This window comes from Orenia marismortui DSM 5156 (assembly GCF_000379025.1).
Lineage (GTDB): Bacteria > Bacillota > Halanaerobiia > Halobacteroidales > Halobacteroidaceae > Orenia > Orenia marismortui.
Window position 1 is genome coordinate 656,631 of sequence record NZ_KB900617.1, and the last position, 19,916, is coordinate 676,546.

The 19,916-nt window shown below is 31.0% G+C and carries 18 protein-coding genes; all 18 read right to left on the reverse strand.

Going from position 1 to position 19,916, the window contains the following annotated elements:
- Positions 1–20: 20 nt before the first annotated feature.
- Complete coding sequence (locus OREMA_RS0102935) at positions 21–725, reverse strand: diacylglycerol kinase (protein ID WP_018247789.1); 705 nt, start codon at positions 723–725, stop codon at positions 21–23.
- Entirely contained in the window at positions 726–1,157 is a 432-nt protein-coding gene (ybeY, locus tag OREMA_RS0102940) for an rRNA maturation RNase YbeY (protein WP_018247790.1), read from the reverse strand.
- Positions 1,138–3,276 carry an HD family phosphohydrolase gene (locus tag OREMA_RS0102945; protein WP_018247791.1) on the reverse strand — a complete coding sequence of 713 codons (2,139 nt, stop codon included), beginning with the start codon at positions 3,274–3,276 and terminating at the stop codon, positions 1,138–1,140. Before OREMA_RS0102945 ends, ybeY begins: the two co-directional genes overlap by 20 nt.
- 18 nt (positions 3,277–3,294) lie before the next feature.
- Positions 3,295–4,248, reverse strand: a complete 954-nt coding sequence (locus tag OREMA_RS0102950; RefSeq protein WP_018247792.1) for a PhoH family protein — start codon at positions 4,246–4,248, stop codon at positions 3,295–3,297.
- Between the two features lie 6 nt (positions 4,249–4,254).
- On the reverse strand, positions 4,255–5,484 hold the full coding sequence (gene yqfD / locus OREMA_RS0102955; protein WP_018247793.1) for a sporulation protein YqfD: 1,230 nt from the start codon (positions 5,482–5,484) through the stop codon (positions 4,255–4,257).
- A 10-nt stretch (positions 5,485–5,494) separates the two neighbouring features.
- Complete coding sequence (yqfC, locus tag OREMA_RS0102960; RefSeq protein ID WP_018247794.1) at positions 5,495–5,773, reverse strand: sporulation protein YqfC; 279 nt, start codon at positions 5,771–5,773, stop codon at positions 5,495–5,497.
- 390 nt (positions 5,774–6,163) lie between these two features.
- The gene (locus tag OREMA_RS0102965) at positions 6,164–6,607 is read right to left on the reverse strand and encodes a GatB/YqeY domain-containing protein (protein WP_018247795.1); all 444 of its coding nucleotides are present in this window, start codon (positions 6,605–6,607) and stop codon (positions 6,164–6,166) included.
- Positions 6,608–6,668: 61 nt separating this feature from the next.
- Entirely contained in the window at positions 6,669–7,013 is a 345-nt protein-coding gene (locus tag OREMA_RS0102970) for a histidine triad nucleotide-binding protein (protein WP_018247796.1), read from the reverse strand.
- A gap of 67 nt (positions 7,014–7,080) precedes the next feature.
- Positions 7,081–8,379 (reverse strand): tRNA (N(6)-L-threonylcarbamoyladenosine(37)-C(2))-methylthiotransferase MtaB, encoded by a 1,299-nt coding sequence (mtaB, locus tag OREMA_RS0102975; RefSeq protein ID WP_018247797.1) that lies wholly within the window; start codon positions 8,377–8,379, stop codon positions 7,081–7,083.
- 317 nt (positions 8,380–8,696) lie between these two features.
- Entirely contained in the window at positions 8,697–9,437 is a 741-nt protein-coding gene (locus OREMA_RS0102980) for a 16S rRNA (uracil(1498)-N(3))-methyltransferase (protein WP_018247798.1), read from the reverse strand.
- Position 9,438: 1 nt separating this feature from the next.
- Positions 9,439–10,314, reverse strand: coding sequence for a 50S ribosomal protein L11 methyltransferase (gene prmA, locus OREMA_RS0102985; RefSeq protein ID WP_018247799.1), 876 nt, complete (start codon positions 10,312–10,314; stop codon positions 9,439–9,441).
- 15 nt (positions 10,315–10,329) lie between these two features.
- Positions 10,330–11,466 (reverse strand): molecular chaperone DnaJ, encoded by a 1,137-nt coding sequence (dnaJ, locus tag OREMA_RS0102990; protein WP_018247800.1) that lies wholly within the window; start codon positions 11,464–11,466, stop codon positions 10,330–10,332.
- Between the two features lie 154 nt (positions 11,467–11,620).
- Entirely contained in the window at positions 11,621–13,480 is a 1,860-nt protein-coding gene (dnaK, locus tag OREMA_RS0102995) for a molecular chaperone DnaK (protein ID WP_018247801.1), read from the reverse strand.
- A 110-nt stretch (positions 13,481–13,590) separates the two neighbouring features.
- Complete coding sequence (grpE, locus tag OREMA_RS0103000; RefSeq protein WP_018247802.1) at positions 13,591–14,181, reverse strand: nucleotide exchange factor GrpE; 591 nt, start codon at positions 14,179–14,181, stop codon at positions 13,591–13,593.
- 22 nt (positions 14,182–14,203) lie between these two features.
- Positions 14,204–15,238 carry a heat-inducible transcriptional repressor HrcA gene (hrcA, locus tag OREMA_RS0103005; RefSeq protein ID WP_244871486.1) on the reverse strand — a complete coding sequence of 345 codons (1,035 nt, stop codon included), beginning with the start codon at positions 15,236–15,238 and terminating at the stop codon, positions 14,204–14,206.
- A 209-nt stretch (positions 15,239–15,447) separates the two neighbouring features.
- Entirely contained in the window at positions 15,448–16,584 is a 1,137-nt protein-coding gene (gene hemW / locus OREMA_RS0103015; protein ID WP_018247805.1) for a radical SAM family heme chaperone HemW, read from the reverse strand.
- A 91-nt stretch (positions 16,585–16,675) separates the two neighbouring features.
- Positions 16,676–18,481 (reverse strand): translation elongation factor 4, encoded by a 1,806-nt coding sequence (gene lepA / locus OREMA_RS0103020; RefSeq protein ID WP_018247806.1) that lies wholly within the window; start codon positions 18,479–18,481, stop codon positions 16,676–16,678.
- An 80-nt stretch (positions 18,482–18,561) separates the two neighbouring features.
- Positions 18,562–19,752, reverse strand: a complete 1,191-nt coding sequence (gene spoIIP, locus OREMA_RS0103025; protein WP_018247807.1) for a stage II sporulation protein P — start codon at positions 19,750–19,752, stop codon at positions 18,562–18,564.
- Positions 19,753–19,916 lie beyond the last annotated feature (164 nt).

Genomic DNA, 19,916 nt, shown 5'->3' on the forward strand with positions numbered 1-19,916 from the left:
AAGAAAATATAATCATTAAGTTACAAGCTTACTAATTGAAAAATTAATATTCCAATTAATGAACCAATTATTGCTCCAGATATTACCTCCCAGGGAGTATGAATTTCTCCTTCAATTCTGCTTTGAGCAATTAACAATGCCATCCATAAAGATAGTGTTGTAATTAGTGCATCATTTGCTAAGTTAGAAATAATAATCATCAATCCAAAAGCAATAGCACTATGCCCACTAGGCATACCTCCTTGCAAAGGAGTTCCTTTATTAAAATAAGACTTAACTCCAATTACCACTAATATAATAAGTATCAATGATATAAATGTAAGATGAATTGGAGTTTGCTGTATTTGATATAAAAGGTCTAAAGTTAATGGCCTGATATCTTGAAAAAAGATAATATATCCAATAACAATAGCATTTAAAGCTGTTACTAATACAGCCCCAGCAGATATATCTTTAATAATTTTAACCTTAGTATTATACTTTTGACAGACCAAATCACTTAATTCTTCAATTGCAGTATTAATCATTTCAGCAAAAAAAACCAATGCTATCGTTATAAATAAAATCAGCAATTCAAATTTATTTAAATTAAGCAATAATCCAAATATTAAAACAATAATAGAAATAATAAAGTGTATTTTCATATTCTTTTCATGCTTCAAAACATAAATTATGCCATTAACTGCATAATTAAAACTTGAAATCAAGTGTTGGATTAGCTTCATTTAATCTCTAGTTAAATCTAATTCAACTAGAATCTCTTCCTCCTTTTCTCTCATAATCTTTCTACTTTCTTCCTCATAATGGTCATATCCTAAAAGATGCAACATTCCATGAACCGTTAAAAAGCCAATTTCTCTAATAAATGAATGGTTATACTCTTCAGCTTGGCGTTGGGCTGTCTCCAAAGAAATAATAATATCCCCCAATAAATAATTATCCTCTTGAGGAAAAGATAGCACATCAGTTGGTTGATCTTTCCCTCTATATCTATGATTTAATCCATGAATATATTTATCATCAACCAAAGCAATGCTAACCTCTTTTTCTTCTTGATCTTCATAGTCTAAAACTTTTTTTACTACCTTTTCTATTACCTCTGAAACTTGATCGTTAACTTCTAGATTATCTTGTAAATTATTTATTAAGACTGTCATTTAATTTCTTACCCTCCTTAAACTGTTGAGCAATATTATCAGGATATTCAATTCTATTATGAAAGATTCCCTTTAAGATATTAACAAAAGAATTTGCAACTTTATCTAAATCCTTTAAGGTTAAATTACATTCATCTAATTCACCACTATCTAATTTTTTCTTAATTAGCTCTCTGACAAACTTCTCTAATTTGCCTGGATTACTTTGAGCTGCAACATTTGACCTTACAGCAGCCTCTACCATATCAGAAAGCATAATCAAACCGGCTTCTTTAGTCTGAGGCTTAGGACCATCATATCTAAAATCACCTTCATCAACACTTTTATATTTTTCATCATGTACTGCTTCTTGATAAAAGAAAGATACCAAACTAGTACCGTGATGTTGCTCAATAACATCTATAATAACTTGTGGCAATTTATATTCTTTAGCTAACTCCACCCCATCTTTAACATGGGAAGTGATAATTAATGTACTTAAACTAGGAGATAATTTATTGTGGGGATTTTCTGATCCAATTTGGTTTTCAGTAAAGAAATAAGAACGTTTTATTTTTCCTATATCATGATAATATGCTGAGACTCTAGCTAATAAAGAATCGGCACCAACTTGATCTGCAGCAGCTTCTGCAAGATTACCTACTATTATACTATGATGATAAGTACCTGGAGCATCTACTAATAAGCGCTTTAATAACGGATGATTTGGATTAGATAATTCCAATAACTTAACCGGTGAGGTAATACCAAATATATTCTCTACATATGGTAATAATCCATTAGTTACAATTGCTACTAATACTCCATTTAGTATTCCCCAAAAAGCATTTAAAAATATAATTAAATCTAAATTAACCATAGTTAACATAAAAGTAAATATAGTTAATGAGGTTGCTCCCCCAACAATAAATCCAGCCCTAACAAGATCAGACCTTTGACTCAACTTAGAAACACTATAAATACCTGTTAAACCACTTACAATAGCAACCATCACATCAATAATCCGACCACCAGTAACTATACCTACTAAAAAGGATAATGCTATAGTAAAGACCACTGCTAAATCAGTATCAACTAAAATAGCGATCATAATTGAAGCTGCCGCTACTGGAACTACAAAAGATGGGTATTCTAATGGGAAATAAGTAGCTACCTTAGCTAATAATATTGTCATTATAGGTAATAACCCTAATAAGGCCAATATTCCTTCCCCTTCTAAAACTTCTCTATGGTATTGAGAGATATAAATACTAGGAATTAATACAAAAATTAAAACAATTAAAATGTGACCTAAAATATTAATATAATTTATTTTGGGCTGGGTAAGACCTAAATTTTTCAATATTTTAATATCTTCATGAGTAACAACCTTACCATGCCTAATGATTATTTCTCCCTTGGAAAAGGTTCTTTTAATAGGCTCTATATTTTGACGAGCCTCTTCTTTTCTTTTTTCTGTTTCCTCAAAATTAAAGATAAGATTGGGTCTAATAAAATGTCTACTTATTTTACTAACTAGTTGATTATATTGCCTATCTTCAGTTAACTCTATAGCATCCTGACTTAGCTGATCTTTAACATTATTTAAATAATTATCTTTAACACCTCTATTTAGGTATTTAACTAAAAACATTAGTGTATCTTCTTCTAAAAAATCTATATTTTCTTCTGATAAACTAAATAAATATGACAACTGCTGGGAAGATAAATCTATTTTATAATTATCTTGAACAGATTTGACCTTCTTTTCTAATTCAACATCAGAACTCTTAATATTTTTAATAGTATCAAAAAATTGACGCACATCTGCTTTTACCTTAGTCAATATCCCTGTATCTTCTTCATAAACTTTAGATACTTTATTCTCAGCCTCTTGTCTTAATTTTTCTGTACTCTCTTCATCTATATATTCAACAGTCTTAGGTGCTACAATATCACTCTTAGTAACTTGTCCTACTTGCAAATTAACCCTATTAGGTAAAAAATCTATACTAACGATGCCAGATAGGATAATAAAAATAACTATAACCCAAATATATCTCTGGGATTTCTGAATTCTATAAAAATTTGCTTCAGTTATATTGAACTTTTTTAAAGCTTTCTTAAAAAAAGATAACATTATATTTCACTCCTAGAACTAAGAATTAGCTCCTTCATAGGCTTTTATAATAGCTCTAACTAATCTATGTCTAACTACATCTCGATTAGTCAAATAAATAAAGCTTATTCCCTCTATATTTTTTAAAATCTCTTCAGTTTGTGCTAAACCTGATTTTTTTCTACTTGGTAAATCTACCTGAGTAATATCTCCTGTAATTACCGCTTTAGAATTTGGCCCTAAACGAGTTAAAAACATCTTCATTTGTTCTTTTGTAGTATTTTGAGCCTCATCTAAAATAACGGCACAATTCTTTAAAGTCCGACCTCTCATATATGCTAATGGAGCAATTTCAATAATATTTTTTTCTAATAATTGCTCAACCTTTTCTGAACCTAATATATCGTATAGAGAATCATATAGAGGACGCAAGTAAGGATCTACCTTTTCTTGTAAATCTCCAGGCAAAAATCCTAAATTTTCTCCTGCTTCAATAGCTGGACGAGTTAAAATAATTCTTTTCACCCTATTGTTCATCAAATCATTTACAGCCATAACTACTGCTAAATAAGTCTTTCCAGTACCAGCAGGTCCAATTCCAAACACTATATCATCTTTACGTAAAGCATCTACATATATTTTTTGTCCAATAGTTTTCGGGGTGATCTTCTTACCAGAATTGCTTACCTGAATAACATCAGAATATATATCGTTTAAAGAGAACTTTCCTTCTTTAGTTAATTCTATTGCATATTCAATTTCCTTCTTACTTAAATCCCCCTTCTTATTAGATAGATAATCTAATTCTTCAAATAGATCAATTACTCTTAATACCTCATCTTCTTTACCTTTGACTTTGACCAGATTCCCACGAGCAATAATATTTACTTCAAAGCTTTTTTCGATCAACTTTAAATTTTCATCATAATTTCCGAATATGTTTTTGGCTGAATGATTACTACTTAATTCAACTTCTTTAATTAAGTTATCCAAAATTAACTATTCCCTCCTAATTCCAATCTCCTCTTCAACTTCTAATAAAGCTTTAACTCTAATTATATTATTATCTTCAGTATCCAACTCTATTAACTTTAATTTACTATTCAATATTATAGCCTCTTTTGAAAGACCTTGCAAGATACTTTCTACAGCTTCTTCTTTAGCCAACTTTTTAGAAATATCAATACTTCTTCTCTCTTGAATTCTTTTTATTTGAATATATCTTCTTCTAACTAATTCGATAGGTAGCCTGAATTTCCTCCATTTAGGTAAAGATTTTACCTCCTTACTTAGTTTAAAATACTTGTAGGGTGATTTTTTGGGACCTCTAATCATTATCTCCCGATCTTTTAACTTTATAGCTATACTAATTTCAACATTCCCAGTAGGTTGAGAATACTCTCTAAAAAGCTTGGCCTCACCATATCCTTCATACCAAACTCTAGCCTTAACAATCCCTTCTGCTTTAACCTCTTTCTTTTCTAGTAAAATATTAATTTCTTCTTCATTCCCACTATCTGTACTAGCAACTTCCTCTTCTCTTCTGATTAATAATTCTCTACTAATTAATAAATCACCGGCTTTAACTGTCATTCCCTCTTCTACTACAGGAGTTCCTTGTAAAACAATTAATTTTGAAATTACTCCTGATTTGTCTGCTATAATATCACTAGGTTCCATCTCTGATTCTATTATCTTCTTTTCCACAATATCAATAACTAATCTGGTTCCCGAAAAATAAATATTAACCCATGAAATTTTAGGAATTTTCTCTATAAGGACTTCCTCTAATTTGTCTACAGGAATACTAGATTTTAAAACTCCAGGTTTAATTGAAGCTTTAGTTAAAAGTTTCTTAATATCTTCTTTTTCTACTTCTTTAGCCCCTTTTATTTCTATAAAAAAAACAAAAGAAGATAGAGTATAAAGTGATAGTATTAAAATAATTATTCCAATAGCCAAAAATCTTCTATCAATCAACTTATTTAAATAAAAAGGAAGACCTTTTCTCTCTTTGATTCTTACTTTACACTCTACTTTCCTAAGATGTTTTCTTATATTCTTAAAATCCTTTAGTCTAATATTTACATATAAAGTATCATCTATACGAATAATATTCCATAGTTTAAATCCATTTCTAATTAATATATTAACTACTTTCTCAAAGTGTCTTCCTTTTACCTCTAACTGTAAATATCCTTCTACTAAAGTATATAGTTTCTTTAGCATAATATCCTCCTTAAGATAACTTAAAACTTAAGTCAGTTATCTTCCCTTCTATTCTTAAGATATCTTTTTCTAAGCTTTCAATAATTAACTTTTCTCCTTTAATTATTATCTGACCATGATAAACTCTAACCTTAATAAAATCAGAATTATATTTTATTATTCCCCGATGATTTTCTATTTCTATCTGTAAATTTCCAGTTAATGATATCCTGGGCAAATTTAATACAACCTCTTGAGGAAGCTCAAACACTTTAGCAAAAACCTCTTTAGCTTTATCTTTCTTCCCCATTTAAACTCCTCCTATATGATAACAGTTAATAGTTAACCTTTATTAAAAAAATCTTTAAAACAAAACTTAAGGTAGATAAAGTGACACTTTCGGAGTTAGGCGTTAGGAAATGGGAGGTAGGAAGACCTTACTATCCCCTATGACCTAACTCCTATCACCTAAAAATGTCTCTTTATATCCATATAACCTCATATTTGAACTCCATTCTAAATCCGAAAAATATCACAATATATCCACAAAATTCAACTCTATCCCAAGCTATAACTCTACTTCTATCTACTAAATAATATATGTAAGAATTTTATTATTAATTACTAGTTGAATTTAAGTACAAAAATAATAGGGGATGGCTAATTTTAGCCATCCCCTATTAACTATATTGTTAATTTATTATTGTAATCTCTCTCTAACTAGCTGATTTACTAGATTCCCATCAGCTCTTCCTTTAACTTTAGGCATAATTCCGCCCATAACTTTACCCATATCCCTCATACTCTCCGCATTAGTATCAGCAATTACTTCTTCTACAATCTTAACCAACTCTTCTTTGCTTAATTGCTCTGGAAGATACTCTTGCAAAATATCAATTTCTCTATTTATTTCTTCAATCTTTTCATCTTGACCAGCCTTTTTATATTCAGAAATAGAATCTCTATTTTGTTTTACCAGCTTAGATAAAACTTCAATAACCTCTTCATCAGATAAATCTTTTCTTTCATTAATTTCTTTATCTTTAATTGCTGCTCTTGCCATTCGAATAACAGATAATTTTTCTTTATTTCTTCCTTTCATAGCTTCCTTCATATCTTCTAATAATCTTTCTTGTAACGACATAATAACTCCTCCTAATTTTATAATTTAGCTATTTATCAACAATTATCAACTAGCGGCTAAATTATCCTGGAGGCCACTGTAAATTACGTCCTCCTAGTAAATGATAATGAATGTGATAAACAGTTTGCCCTCCAGCTTCATTGCAATTTGATACAACTCTGAATCCATCTTCAGCAATGCCTTCTTTTTTAGCTAACTTACTTATCACACGATAAATATGTCCAATTAATTTTTGGTCTTCTTCTTTAATTTCTAGTAAGGTAGGGATATGTTTCTTAGGTATAACTAAATAATGTACTGGTGCCTGTGGATTAATATCTTCAAAAGCAACAACCTTATCATCTTCATAAATAATATTACTTTCAATCTCTCCAGAGACTACTTTACAAAAAATACAGTCTTCCACATCGTCCCCTCCTTTCTTAATTTAAATTAAATAACAGTAGATTATATGTCTCTTTTATCTACTAATATTATTCTAAACACCCAAACAATTTTCCTTCTTTTTCCATTATCTTTACTTCAACTAGTTTTCCTGCTAAATCATCATTAGCATCAACAAATACTCTCAAATAGTTATCTGTTAAACCAGTTAACATTCCTGTCCTATTATCTCTGTGTTCTTCTAGCAAAACAGATAGTTTTTCACCTATAAACTTCTGTTGATATTGTTTAGATAACCAATCAGATAATTCATTTAATTTATTACTTCTCTCTTTCTTTATTTTGGAATGAATCTGATTTGAGAACTCTGCTGCTGGAGTACCTTCACGTTTTGAATACTTAAAAATATGTAAATCGCTGAATTCAAGCTCTTCAATAACTTCATAAGTATCATTAAAATCTTCTTCACTTTCACCAGGAAAACCTACAATAACATCTGTTGTAATAGCTATTTCTGGAATTTTATTTTTTATCTTATTTACCATATTATTGAATTCTTGTATATTATATGGCCTATTCATAACTTCTAATATCTTATCAGAACCGCTTTGTAATGGCAAATGAAGATGTCGGCATAATTTCTTAGATTCAGCAATTAAATCTATTAATTCATCACTAACTTCTGTTCCCTCGATAGAACTTAACCTAATTCTTTTAATTCCCTCTATTGCTAAAATAGATTTAATTAATTTGACTAAATTCAACCCTTCTTTATCTTTCCCATATTGACCTAAATGAATACCAGTTAAAACAATCTCTTCAAATCCATGCTCTGCAACCCTGATTACTTCTTTTTTAACATCATCTAACTCTCTACTTCGCAAAGAACCTCGAGCATAAGGAATAATGCAATAAGAGCAAAATTGATCACAACCTTCTTGGATCTTAATTGATGCTCTAGTTCTCTGCTTAGACTCTTCAATAGATATATTTTCGAAATCATCATCTTCACTCATAGTTTGTACACAGTTTATTGGTGAATTAGATTTCATTGCTTGTTCAACAAAAGACACTATCTTGCTTCTTCCTTTTGTCCCTACAACTAAATCCACCTCTGTCATAGCCATTACTTCCTCTGCTTCCACTTGAGGATAACAACCTACAACAGCAACTAGAGAATCAGGAGCTCTCCTTTTGGCCCTCCTGGTTATCTTACGAGATTTACTTGCCCCTTGATGAGTAACTGTACAAGTATTTATAATATAGATATCTGCTAATTCTTCAAAATCTACTATTTCATATCCTGACTCTTCAAACTCTTTCATCATAGCTTCTGTGTCATATTGATTAACTTTACATCCTAATGTATAAAAAGCAACCCGTTTCATAATACTAACCCCCTAATAAGGCAATTAATAATTTGAAATTTTCAATATATAATTAAAATCGAATATAATATAAATTTTACTTTAGGATTAGATATCTATATAAAATAGTGAACTTAGATTAAAATTTAAATCTGATATCCTAAAAGGATAGTCAATAATTTAGTAACTAATAACAAGCAAGTAATAAATAAGTTAATCTTTTACTTGTCACTAGTCACCCATTACTGTTTCTTTATACTAGTTTTATTTCAATTTAAGTATAGACATCTATAAAAATTCTTGTTCTTAATTATCAATTATCAATCCTAAATTATTAATTAACCCAAGTCTCCTAATTCATATAATATCATAGATAAGGTAGCAATTCCAGCAGTCTCCGTCCTCAAAATTCTTGGCCCCAAAGTAACAGGCTTTATTCCTTCTTCTTTTGCTAACTCTACTTCTTGCTTACTGAAACCACCTTCTGGACCGATTATAATCATAATCTTATTAACTTCTTGATTATCAGTTAATACCTCTTTTAATTTGGTACTCTGTTCATCCTCCCAAGGCATTAATACTAAATCATACTCTGAAGCTAATGATAATATATCTTTAAAGGTCATTAAATCTTTCATTATAGGAATTATAGCTCTACCAGATTGTTTAGCAGCCTCTCGAGCTATTTTCTGCCATCTTTGTTGACGCCTCTCAGCTTTTTTGGGCTTTAAATTAACTACAGTCCTTTTCGTATCAACTGGAATAATCTCTCTTATTCCTAATTCAGTACACTTTTGAGTAATTAGATCCATCTTCTTACTTTTTGGTAAACCTTGAACTAGAGTAACTTCTATATTTGATTCAACTCTGACTTCAAACTCATTTATTATTTTTGCTCTTACAAATTCTTCACTTATATCTATAATTTCTGTTAAATATTTATTACTCTCTCCATCTGCAACACTGATTTTATCACTTATATCTAATCTCAAAGACCTAGTGATATGTTTTACATCTTTACCTGTAATGGTAATTATGCCATCATTTATATCTTTTGGTTTAACAAAAAAGTGATGCATTCTATCCTCTCCTAGTAACTACTATTGTTATCCATTGATCTTTCTTTACAATATCTTGAATATCAAAATTATATCTGATTAATTCTTCCTTTATTTTTTCTACTTTCTCCTCAATAATTCCTGACAAAATAATAGTACTCTTATCTTTTGAAACCTCAACTAAATCAGGTATTAATCTCATAATTACATGAGGTAATATATTAGCAAGAATTAATTCATATCTTCCTTCAACAACATCTAATAAATCCCCTTCACTAAACTCTATCTCAGTATTAACACCATTCAACTTTGCGTTTTCCTTGGCTACTTCAATCGCTACAGGATCTATATCTAAAGCAAAAAGAGAGTTAGCACCTAATTTAGCAGCTGCAATTGCTAAGATACCTGTTCCAGTACCAATATCTAAAACATTAAAATTAGGTTTTAAATACTTTTCTAACATTTCTAAACATCCGCTTGTTGTTCCATGATCCCCTGTACCAAAGGCCATACCTGGATCTATTTCAATAATGATATCGCCATCATCAGCATGATACTCTTCCCAGGTTGGCTTAATTACAATTCTATCACTTACTTTAATTGCTTTAATATCTTCTTTCCACTTATTGGCCCAGTCTTCTTGTTTTAAAGCTTTGACTCTCATATCAATTGGATCTATATTTAAACCATAATTGGATAAAGCAAATATTTTATCTTTTATAACTTTAATTTTTTCTTTTCCTAATTTATCATCTTCAAAATAACCTTTAATTATAAGCTGCTTATCCTTTTGAAATACCTCTTTACTAACTCCTAAAGCACCTATTTCACTGAGAATATTCTCAATTGCTGGAAAGGACTCATGTGTAGCATGAATTATAAGCTCTTTGAGCTCCATATTATTTTCCCACCTTTACATACCAAAAGCATCTTTAATTTTTTGTAAGAAACCTTTATGCTCTGGATTTATCTCTTCTCCACTAATTTCTGCAAAATCTTTTAATATATCTTTCTGTTCATCACTTAATTTTTTAGGAATAACAACTTTTACCTTAATATGCTGATCACCACGTCCACTACCTCTCAAATAAGGTATTCCTTTATCCTTCAATCTAAAAGAAGTTCCTGGTTGAGTTCCTTCAGGTATACTAAATTTAACCTTCCCATCTAAAGTAGGTACTTGAATTTCATCACCTAAGGTTGCTTGAACAAAGCTAATTGGGACTTCACATAAGACATCATTTCCTCTACGTTTAAATATCTTGTGAGCTTTAACATTAACTACAACTTGTAAATCACCGGCTGGCCCACCATTTACTCCTGCTTCCCCTTCACCTCTAACTCTTAATGTCATTCCATCATCAACACCTGCTGGAATATTTACACTGACCTTTCTTCTCTTCTTAACTTTGCCCTTCCCATCACATTTTGAGCATGGGTTCTTAACAAATTTACCACTTCCATGGCATCTATCACAAGTCTGAGTTTGCATCACTTGACCAAATGGAGTATTCTGTCTAAACCTAATCTCTCCACTTCCATTACATTTAGCACAAGTTTCTACATCACTACTTGATTTTGCTCCAGTACCATTACATTTATCACAATCTTCTGTACGAGGTATAGTAAGCTCTTTTTCAACTCCAAAAGCAGCTTCTTCAAAGCTGATACTTATATTTATTCTTAAATCTGATCCTTTGCGTGGGCCATTTCTTCGTCTAGAAGAACCTCCCCCACCAAAGAACATATCAAATATATCATCAAAGCCTCCAAATCCGCCTTGACCAAAACCTCCGAATCCACCTTGACCACCAAATCCTCCATCTTGATCTACACCTGCATGGCCAAATTGATCATATCTAGCTCTTTTATCATCATCACTTAACACTTCATAAGCTTCTGTAATCTCTTTAAACTTATCTTCTGCATTTTCTTCTTTACTTACATCAGGGTGATACTTTCTAGACAATTTACGATAAGCTCTCTTTATCTCTTTTTTATCAGCATTTTTATCTACACCTAATATTTCATAATAATCTCTTTTAGCCATTTTAAATCACTGCCTTTCTAACTTATTATTAGCTAATAGCTACTAGCTAGTGGCTAATAGCTAAAATCTATTCATAAAAACAGAGTCAAAACCAAATATAGTTTGGCTTTGACTCTATTAAATATATGTTAATTTAAAACTAAGTAGCTATTAATTACTCTTCCTCTACATCTTCAAAGTCAACATCTACTACATCATCATCCTCACTAGCTCCTTGAGCACCAGCATTTGCACCAGCTGCTTGTTGAGCTTGTTCAGCTTGTTGATACATTTGAGTAGTTAATTCATGTAATTTTTGAGTTAATGCTTCTTGTTTCTCTTTAATACCATCAATATCTAAGGTATCAGGATCAATATTATGCATATCAATATCCTCTAAAGCATCTTTTAACTCACCTTTAGCTGTTTCGATCTCACTTACCACTGAATCATCTACTTTATCTCCCGCTTCTTCTAAAGTTTTTTCAACTTGATGTACTAAGCTATCTGCACCAGTTACTGTTTCTACAGCTTCTTTACGTTTCTTATCTTCTTCAGCATGAGCTTCAGCTTCATTTACCATTCTATCAATTTCTTCATCTGATAATCCTGTATCAGATTTAATTGTAATTTGTTGTTCATTACCTGTGCCCTTATCTTTGGCAGATACATGAACAATACCATCAGTATCTATTTTAAATGATACTTCAATTTGAGGTACACCTCTTGGTGCTGGTGGAATATCAGTTAATTGGAAACGCCCTAAGGTCTTATTATCCTTAGCCATCTGTCTTTCACCTTGTAAAACATGGATATCCACAGCTGTTTGATTATCTGCAGCAGTAGAGAATACTTTACTCTTCTCAGTTGGAATAGTAGTATTTCTATCAATTAATTTAGTAAATACACCACCCATAGTTTCAATACCTAAAGATAATGGAGTAACATCTAATAATACAATATCATCTACCTCATCATTTAATACTCCACCTTGAATAGCAGCTCCCATAGCTACACATTCATCTGGATTAATACCTTTATTTGCTTCTTTGATCTCTTTACTAATCGCTTCTTGTACAGCTGGGATTCTAGTAGAACCTCCAACTAATAATACTTGATCAATATCTGTTTTTGATAGACCTGCATCAGATAAAGCTTGACGAACAGCTTTTAAAGTTCTATCAACTAAATCAGAACTCATCTTTTCAAATTGAGATCTTGTAATATCTACATCTAAATGTTTAGGACCTTCTGCAGTTTGAGTTATAAATGGAAGGTTAACATTAGTAGTTGCTAATCCTGAAAGCTCAATTTTAGCCTTTTCAGCAGCATCTTTTAATCTTTGTAGAGACATCTTATCTTTACGAAGATCAATTCCATTTTCTTTTTCAAATTCTTCAGCTAAATAGTTGATAATCTTCTCATCAAAGTCATCTCCACCTAATTGGTTATCACCACTAGTTGCTATAACTTCAAATACACCATCACCAAGTTCTAGGATGGAAACATCAAAAGTACCTCCACCTAAATCATAAACTAAAATAGTTTGTTCTTGATCATCATCTAAACCATATGCTAAAGCTGCTGCTGTTGGCTCATTAATAATTCTCTTAACATCTAAGCCTGCAATCTTACCAGCATCTTTTGTAGCTTGACGCTGTGCATCACTAAAGTAAGCTGGAACTGTAATAACAGCACTTTCAACATTTTGACCTAAGTAATCTTCTGCATGGGACTTTAGTTCTTGTAAAATCATAGCAGAAATCTCTTGTGGAGTTCTTTCTTCACCATGTAACTCTACTTTATAATTCTCTCCCATATGTCTTTTGATAGAACTTACTGTTTGATCTGGATTTGTAATTGCCTGTCGTTTAGCAGGCTCACCTACTAATCTCTCTCCTTTTTTAGAATAACCAACTACTGAAGGTGTTGTTCTACCACCTTGTTTATTAGGGATAACAGTAGGCTCTCCACCTTCTATAACTGCTACACATGAATTTGTTGTACCTAAATCAATACCAATTATTTTACCCATATATATTCATCCTCCTTTTAAATTTTAAAGTTTAGAACTTATATTATCTAGCTAAACTTTTCAAACAATTATTACATTATAGGTTGTAAATTCTTCAAAATATAATGTATCTATTCTGCCACTTTAACCATTGCTGGCCTAATAGCTATATTATTAAAGCTGTAACCTTTTTGTAATTCTTCTATAATTATTCCTGATTCATACTCCTCACTTGCCTCTTTCATTACTGCATTATGGAAATTAGGATCAAATTCTTCACCAACAGTTACTATCTCTTCAACACCATTTTTAGTCAATAGATTTTTTATCTGTCGATAAATCATTTCAACTCCCTCAAGTAAACTAGCAGTATCTTCACTTGTTTCAGAACTTTCTAATGCCCTTTCAAAATTATCTATAACAGGCAACAACTCTAGAATAAAATCTTTTTTTGCTTGAGTAGCCAACATCTCTTTCTCCTTAGTAACTCTTTTTCTATAATTGGAAAACTCAGCTTGCAACCTCTGTAAACGATCTATGTATTTTTCTTTTTCTTCTTTCTCTTTTGCTAGTTCTGCCTCCAACTCAGAAAATTGTTCGTTAGTCTCAGAAAGATCTTCATTAGTCAATTCAGAAGAGTCAGAATCTTGCTGCTCTAACTCTTCATTTTCTTCCTTAACTTCAAGCTCTTGTTCATTCAACTCTTTTTCCTCATCGACCATTTCTACCCCACCTACTCTTATCTTATTTATTTGTTAAAAGTTCACTTAATAGATCAGCCATAAATTTAACTGATCCCACTACATTAGCATACTCCATTCTAGTTGGACCTATTACTCCAATTTTACCAATTGGACGACCATTTAAATGATAAGTAGCTGCTACAAAACTACATTCTTTGATCTCATCAAAAGTATTTTCACTACCTATGATAATTTCAACACCTTCTTTATCACCGATATTATCCATAATACCATATAGTAGCTTATCTTGTTCTAGCAACCTTAATACCGTTTTTATTTTACTTATATCATTAAATTCAGGTTGGTCCAATATATGGGCAGTTCCTCCTAAATATATTTTACCATATTTAGGTAAATTATTCTTGTTGATTTCTTTATTTATAAAGTCTAGATTTCTTAATGTAACTGAAATCCTATTAATCAATTCAGTACTAAGCTCAAGTAAAACTTCTTTGCTTATTTGATTTAAAGATAAACCAACTAACCTCTCATTTAAAAAACGTGATAATTGATCAAGTTCTTGATGAGATATTCTTTCAGGTAAATCTATAATCTTATTTTTTACTAATCCTGTATCAGTAATTAGCACCAATAGTACTCTCTTACTACTCATTGGAACAAGCTGCAAATGTTGAAATACACTTTCTTCTATCTGTGGACTTGAAACTACAGAAGTATAATTAGTCAAATCAGATAACATTTGTGATGTTTGTTGTACAAATTCTTGAATCCCATTCTCTTTATATAGAGACTTGCCCTTTTTAATAAATTCTGATTTTTGTCTTGATAACTTCTTTAATTCCATTAAAGCATCCACATAAAATCTATATCCTTTATCAGTTGGAACTCTTCCGGCTGACCTATGTGGTTGCTCCAAATAACTTTCTTCCTCTAAATCGGCCATATCGTTTCTAATTGTAGCAGGGCTAACCCCAAAATCATACCGCCTAGCCAATGTACGAGAACCAACTGGCTCTGCAGTCATAACATATTCATTTACGATGGCCTTTAAAATCCTCTTTTTACGTTCTGTCATCTTCAACAGCAACCACCGCCTTTCCATAATTAGCACTCGATCTTATTGAGTGCTAATAATATGCTATAAATAAAATATCATTTATAATCTACTTTGTCAAATATTCTTGATTTTGATTAATCTATATTAGAGCTAATATACTCCTTTATCCAGTTAATTACTTCACTATCTAAAGCTAAAAAACTAATTAATAATTTAAATTCAATCATTTAAGTTAGAATAAATTCGGCTAAAACTCTATTGGCAAATATAATACCTTTCCAAGTCAATGAAATTTTCTCATCATTAAAAACTATTAACTTTTCTTCTATTAATTTATTAATCTGACTTTCATAGATATCACTAATATCACTATCGTACCTTCTCTTGAATCCAGATAGAGAAACCCCTTCAATTAATCTCAATCCAAGCATCATAGTTTCTTCAATCTGCTCTTCTTTAGTTAAGCTTTGATAATCTGCTATAGGTAGTCTTCCTTCTTCTAAACTCTGGAAATAATCTTCTAAGGAAGAAAAATTATATCCCCGACCAATCCCATCATAAAAGTGAGCACCAGGGCCAAGACTTAAATAAGCTTCATTTTTCCAATAAATCTGATTATGTTCACTTTCATAACCTCTTTTGGCAAAATTAGAAATCTCATACTGCTGAAAACCTCTACTTTCTAATACATCTTTAGTTAAATTATACATAGCTAAATCCAACTCTTCACTTATTGGTATCAAAGTTCCTTTTGTTAACATTTCATAAAAAGGAGTTCCTTGTTCAATCTTAAGATTATAAGTTGATAAATGCTCAGGATCAAGTTCACAAGCTTGTAATAAGGTCTCCTTCCATTCATCTAAACTCTGTCCTGGCAGAGCAAAGATTAGATCAAGGCTGATATTGTTAAAACCTAATTCTCTAGCTAAATAGTAATTATCAATCGTATCTTGGACTTTATGAATTCTTCCAATCTTTTTTAACATCTTATCACTGAAATTTTGCACCCCAAAACTTAATCTATTGACTCCAGCTTCTTTGATCAAATTCAGCTTCTTTCTATCTACTGTACCTGGGTTAGCTTCTATTGTAATCTCTATATCTTCTTTTATATTGAATTTCTGATAGCACTGATTCAAAATATTAGCTAACTCTTCCCCATCTAAAATAGTGGGTGTTCCACCACCAATAAATATACTTTTAATTTGAGGTTTATACTTATCTGCTATAAGTCCTATTTCCCTATTTAGATTAGTTAAGAATCTTTGCTTTAAAATAGGATCAAAACTAAAAGAATTAAAATCACAATAATAACACTTACGAACACAAAATGGAATATGAATATATAATCCGAATTCTTCCATGATCATCACCTTTATCTTCTCTAGAATAGATTTAGGGACGAACTTAAAAGTTCGTCCCTATTTTATAAGTCAAACTAGAATCTCATTTCTTCTAATCATCAATCTCTAAAACAGCCATAAATGCTTCCTGTGGAATTTCTACACTTCCAACCTGTTTCATTCTTTTTTTACCTTCTTTTTGTTTCTTCAATAATTTCTTCTTACGTGATACATCTCCACCATAGCATTTTTGTAATACATCTTTACGCCTTGCTCTAATTGTCTGGCGAGCAATTATCTTATTACCAATTGCAGCCTGTACTGGTACATTAAACATCTGTTCAGGAATAAATTCTTTTAATTTTTTAGTTAATTCTCTTCCAACATCATATGCAAAGTCTCTATGAACAATACAAGATAAGGCATCTACCGATTCTTCATTTACCAAAATATTAAGCTTAATCAAATCCGATTCTTGATAACCAGCAAATTCATAATCAAAGGTAGCATAACCTCTAGTTCTAGATTTTAACTTATCAAAGAAATCTAATACAATCTCACTTAGTGGAATATCATAAGTTAACCTTACCCTTACTTGATCTAAATATTCCATATTCTTAAATTGTCCCCGCTTATCCTGACATAATTCCATAGCAGCACCTACATGCTCATCTGGTAATAAAAGTTTAGCCTGTACAACTGGTTCTTCAATTTTCTCAATATATTGAGCTTCAGGCATATTAGCAGGATTTTCAATCTCCAACACCTCTTCATCAGTCTTGTATATCTTATAAATTACACTTGGAGCAGTAGTAATTAAATCTAAATTATATTCCCGCTCTAATCTTTCCTGCATAATCTCCATATGTAAAAGACCCAAAAAACCACAGCGATATCCAAAACCTAAAGCCTCTGAGGTTTCTGGTTCAAAAGTCAAAGAAGCATCATTTAATTGTAATTTTTCTAAAGCATCTCTTAATACATCATAATCTTTACCATCTACAGGATACATTCCACAAAAGACCATCGGCTTAGCCGGTTGATAACCTGCTAATGGTTTATTAGTAGGATTATTAGCATCAGTGATTGTATCCCCAACCTGAGCGTTCTTTACATCCTTAATACTTGCTGCTACATAACCAACTTCACCACTGGATATCTGTTTAGTTTTCTTCATTTTGGGACTAAAAGTTCCTACTTCATCTGCCTCAAAAACTTTATCTGTAGCCATCATTTTTATCTTCATGCCAGGCTTTATAAATCCATCTATCACTCTATAATAACAAATAACTCCTCGATAAGGATCATATAAAGAATCAAAAATTAAAGCCTTTAAAGGCTTGTCCTTGTCACCACCTGGTGCAGGCACATACTTTACAACAGTTTCTAATACCTCTTCTATACCAATACCTTCTTTTGCACTAGTTAAAATCGCCTCATCAGGATCTAATCCAATATCAATCAATTCTTCTTTTACTTTTTCAGGATTAGCACTTGGCAGGTCTATCTTATTAATTACAGGAATTATTTCTAAATCATTCTCTAAAGCAATATAAATATTAGCCAAAGTCTGTGCTTCTATCCCCTGAGCAGCATCAATTACTAACAAAGCCCCTTCACAAGCAGCTAAACTTCTAGATACTTCATAAGAAAAGTCAACATGGCCTGGGGTATCTATTAAATTTAATATATAGTCATTACCATCCTTTGCCTTATAATCCATTCTAACAGCTTGAGCTTTAATAGTAATACCACGTTCTTTTTCTAAATCCATAGTATCCAATAATTGTTCTTCCATTTCTCTTTCAGAAATTGTACCGGTGAATTCTAATAATCTATCAGCCAAAGTAGATTTACCATGATCAATATGGGCAATAATACAAAAATTACGAATTTTATTCTGATTAATCTTAGCCATTAAGAACCTCCTCTTTCGTCTACATTATCTTTCCTAATTATAACACCCATTATTCTATTAATCAAGATAACAAAAAATTGCTAAACCCCTTCTCTAATCAAGGATGCTAAGACATCAGCTAATAGATCAGCAGAACGTTTTGCTTCTTCAATAGTATTCTTAGCCCCACCAACCTCCAATAATAAAGCATGATTGTGTACATGTTGGTTATATCTTCGATTACTTAATAATTTAACATCTCTTAATAATCCCGGATACATAGCATTCATCTTCTGAGCCAATCTTTTTGCAAATTTAAAGTTTTCCTTCCAATTAGGATGTGGAAGACCATATTGATTATTAGTAACAATGATCATGATTCTAGCAACCTTTTGACCATTAATAGTTGTAGTAATTAAATCTTTACTACCATGCCCTATAGCATCACGATGAATATCAAATACCATCTGCAATTCAGAATTGTTCTTAACTATAGATTCAACTGTTTTTAAAGAATTAATATATGATTTACCATATGTCTTGTCATTAACTCTCTTAGAATGAACTGACAATATATTATACTTCTCCTTTAATACTTTACTTAGCTCATTACCAACTAATACTACATCTCCTCTATTTCCTGAACCTGCTCTAGAGTTATATCCTCTATTCTCATAGTTTTCAGCTGTATGAGTATGATAGATACCTACCAATGCTTTCTTTAAATTCGCTTTATTCCTTTTAGGAAATATATCTTGGGGATTACTCTTGTTATAAATATCATTCTTAATCTGTCCTTGTGGATCTTCAATCTCATTAGATGGCTCTGTCTGCCAAAAATTTAGTTCTATCTTCACCCTTTCTTCGTTTTCATGAGTTCCTTCTGCTCTTAACTTGTCCTCAACAGTCTGATTATATCTCTTGGTAACCTGATTTATAACCATCTTTACCCTATTATCTTCTTTAGCTTTAAAAAAAGATAGAGGTAGATCAGTTATAAAGCTACAAGTTAAATTTAAAAAATCACTTTTATTATTACTTTTATTCGATAATTGACTATTATTAACTCTAACAATTGGCAAACCCTGTTTTAATAACATTTTAGAATCAATCTCATCCAAATAAATAAAGTTAATTATATAATGAACTAACTTATTATTAAAGAAAATATCACCAACTAACAAATTAGAAGAGAAATTATATTTTTGAAAAATCAAGCTACCTAAAAACAATAGTAAGATAATATACAATATAATAATTACATTCATAAACCTATGTTGATCTCTAAACATAGATATCACTTCCTATTCTAGTTCATATAAAAACTTATGTGCATCATATAAAATTTATTACTTACCTTGATTAAGTAGTTCTTGATTTGTTAAATTAAATTTAAAATTAAAACAAAAAAAGACAGCAATAATAATGCTCCAACCTTAAATTAAGGCTAGAGCAT

Coding starts and splice junctions, on each gene's coding strand:
- OREMA_RS0102935 (WP_018247789.1), bottom strand. CDS start 725: ATGAAGCTAATCCAACACTTGATTTCAAGTTTTAATTATGCAGTTAAT.
- ybeY (WP_018247790.1), bottom strand. CDS start 1,157: ATGACAGTCTTAATAAATAATTTACAAGATAATCTAGAAGTTAACGAT.
- OREMA_RS0102945 (WP_018247791.1), bottom strand. CDS start 3,276: ATGTTATCTTTTTTTAAGAAAGCTTTAAAAAAGTTCAATATAACTGAA.
- yqfD (WP_018247793.1), bottom strand. CDS start 5,484: ATGCTAAAGAAACTATATACTTTAGTAGAAGGATATTTACAGTTAGAG.
- yqfC (WP_018247794.1), bottom strand. CDS start 5,773: ATGGGGAAGAAAGATAAAGCTAAAGAGGTTTTTGCTAAAGTGTTTGAG.
- OREMA_RS0102965 (WP_018247795.1), bottom strand. CDS start 6,607: ATGTCGTTACAAGAAAGATTATTAGAAGATATGAAGGAAGCTATGAAA.
- mtaB (WP_018247797.1), bottom strand. CDS start 8,379: ATGAAACGGGTTGCTTTTTATACATTAGGATGTAAAGTTAATCAATAT.
- OREMA_RS0102980 (WP_018247798.1), bottom strand. CDS start 9,437: ATGCATCACTTTTTTGTTAAACCAAAAGATATAAATGATGGCATAATT.
- prmA (WP_018247799.1), bottom strand. CDS start 10,314: ATGGAGCTCAAAGAGCTTATAATTCATGCTACACATGAGTCCTTTCCA.
- dnaJ (WP_018247800.1), bottom strand. CDS start 11,466: ATGGCTAAAAGAGATTATTATGAAATATTAGGTGTAGATAAAAATGCT.
- dnaK (WP_018247801.1), bottom strand. CDS start 13,480: ATGGGTAAAATAATTGGTATTGATTTAGGTACAACAAATTCATGTGTA.
- grpE (WP_018247802.1), bottom strand. CDS start 14,181: ATGGTCGATGAGGAAAAAGAGTTGAATGAACAAGAGCTTGAAGTTAAG.
- hrcA (WP_244871486.1), bottom strand. CDS start 15,238: ATGACAGAACGTAAAAAGAGGATTTTAAAGGCCATCGTAAATGAATAT.
- hemW (WP_018247805.1), bottom strand. CDS start 16,584: ATGGAAGAATTCGGATTATATATTCATATTCCATTTTGTGTTCGTAAG.
- lepA (WP_018247806.1), bottom strand. CDS start 18,481: ATGGCTAAGATTAATCAGAATAAAATTCGTAATTTTTGTATTATTGCC.
- spoIIP (WP_018247807.1), bottom strand. CDS start 19,752: ATGTTTAGAGATCAACATAGGTTTATGAATGTAATTATTATATTGTAT.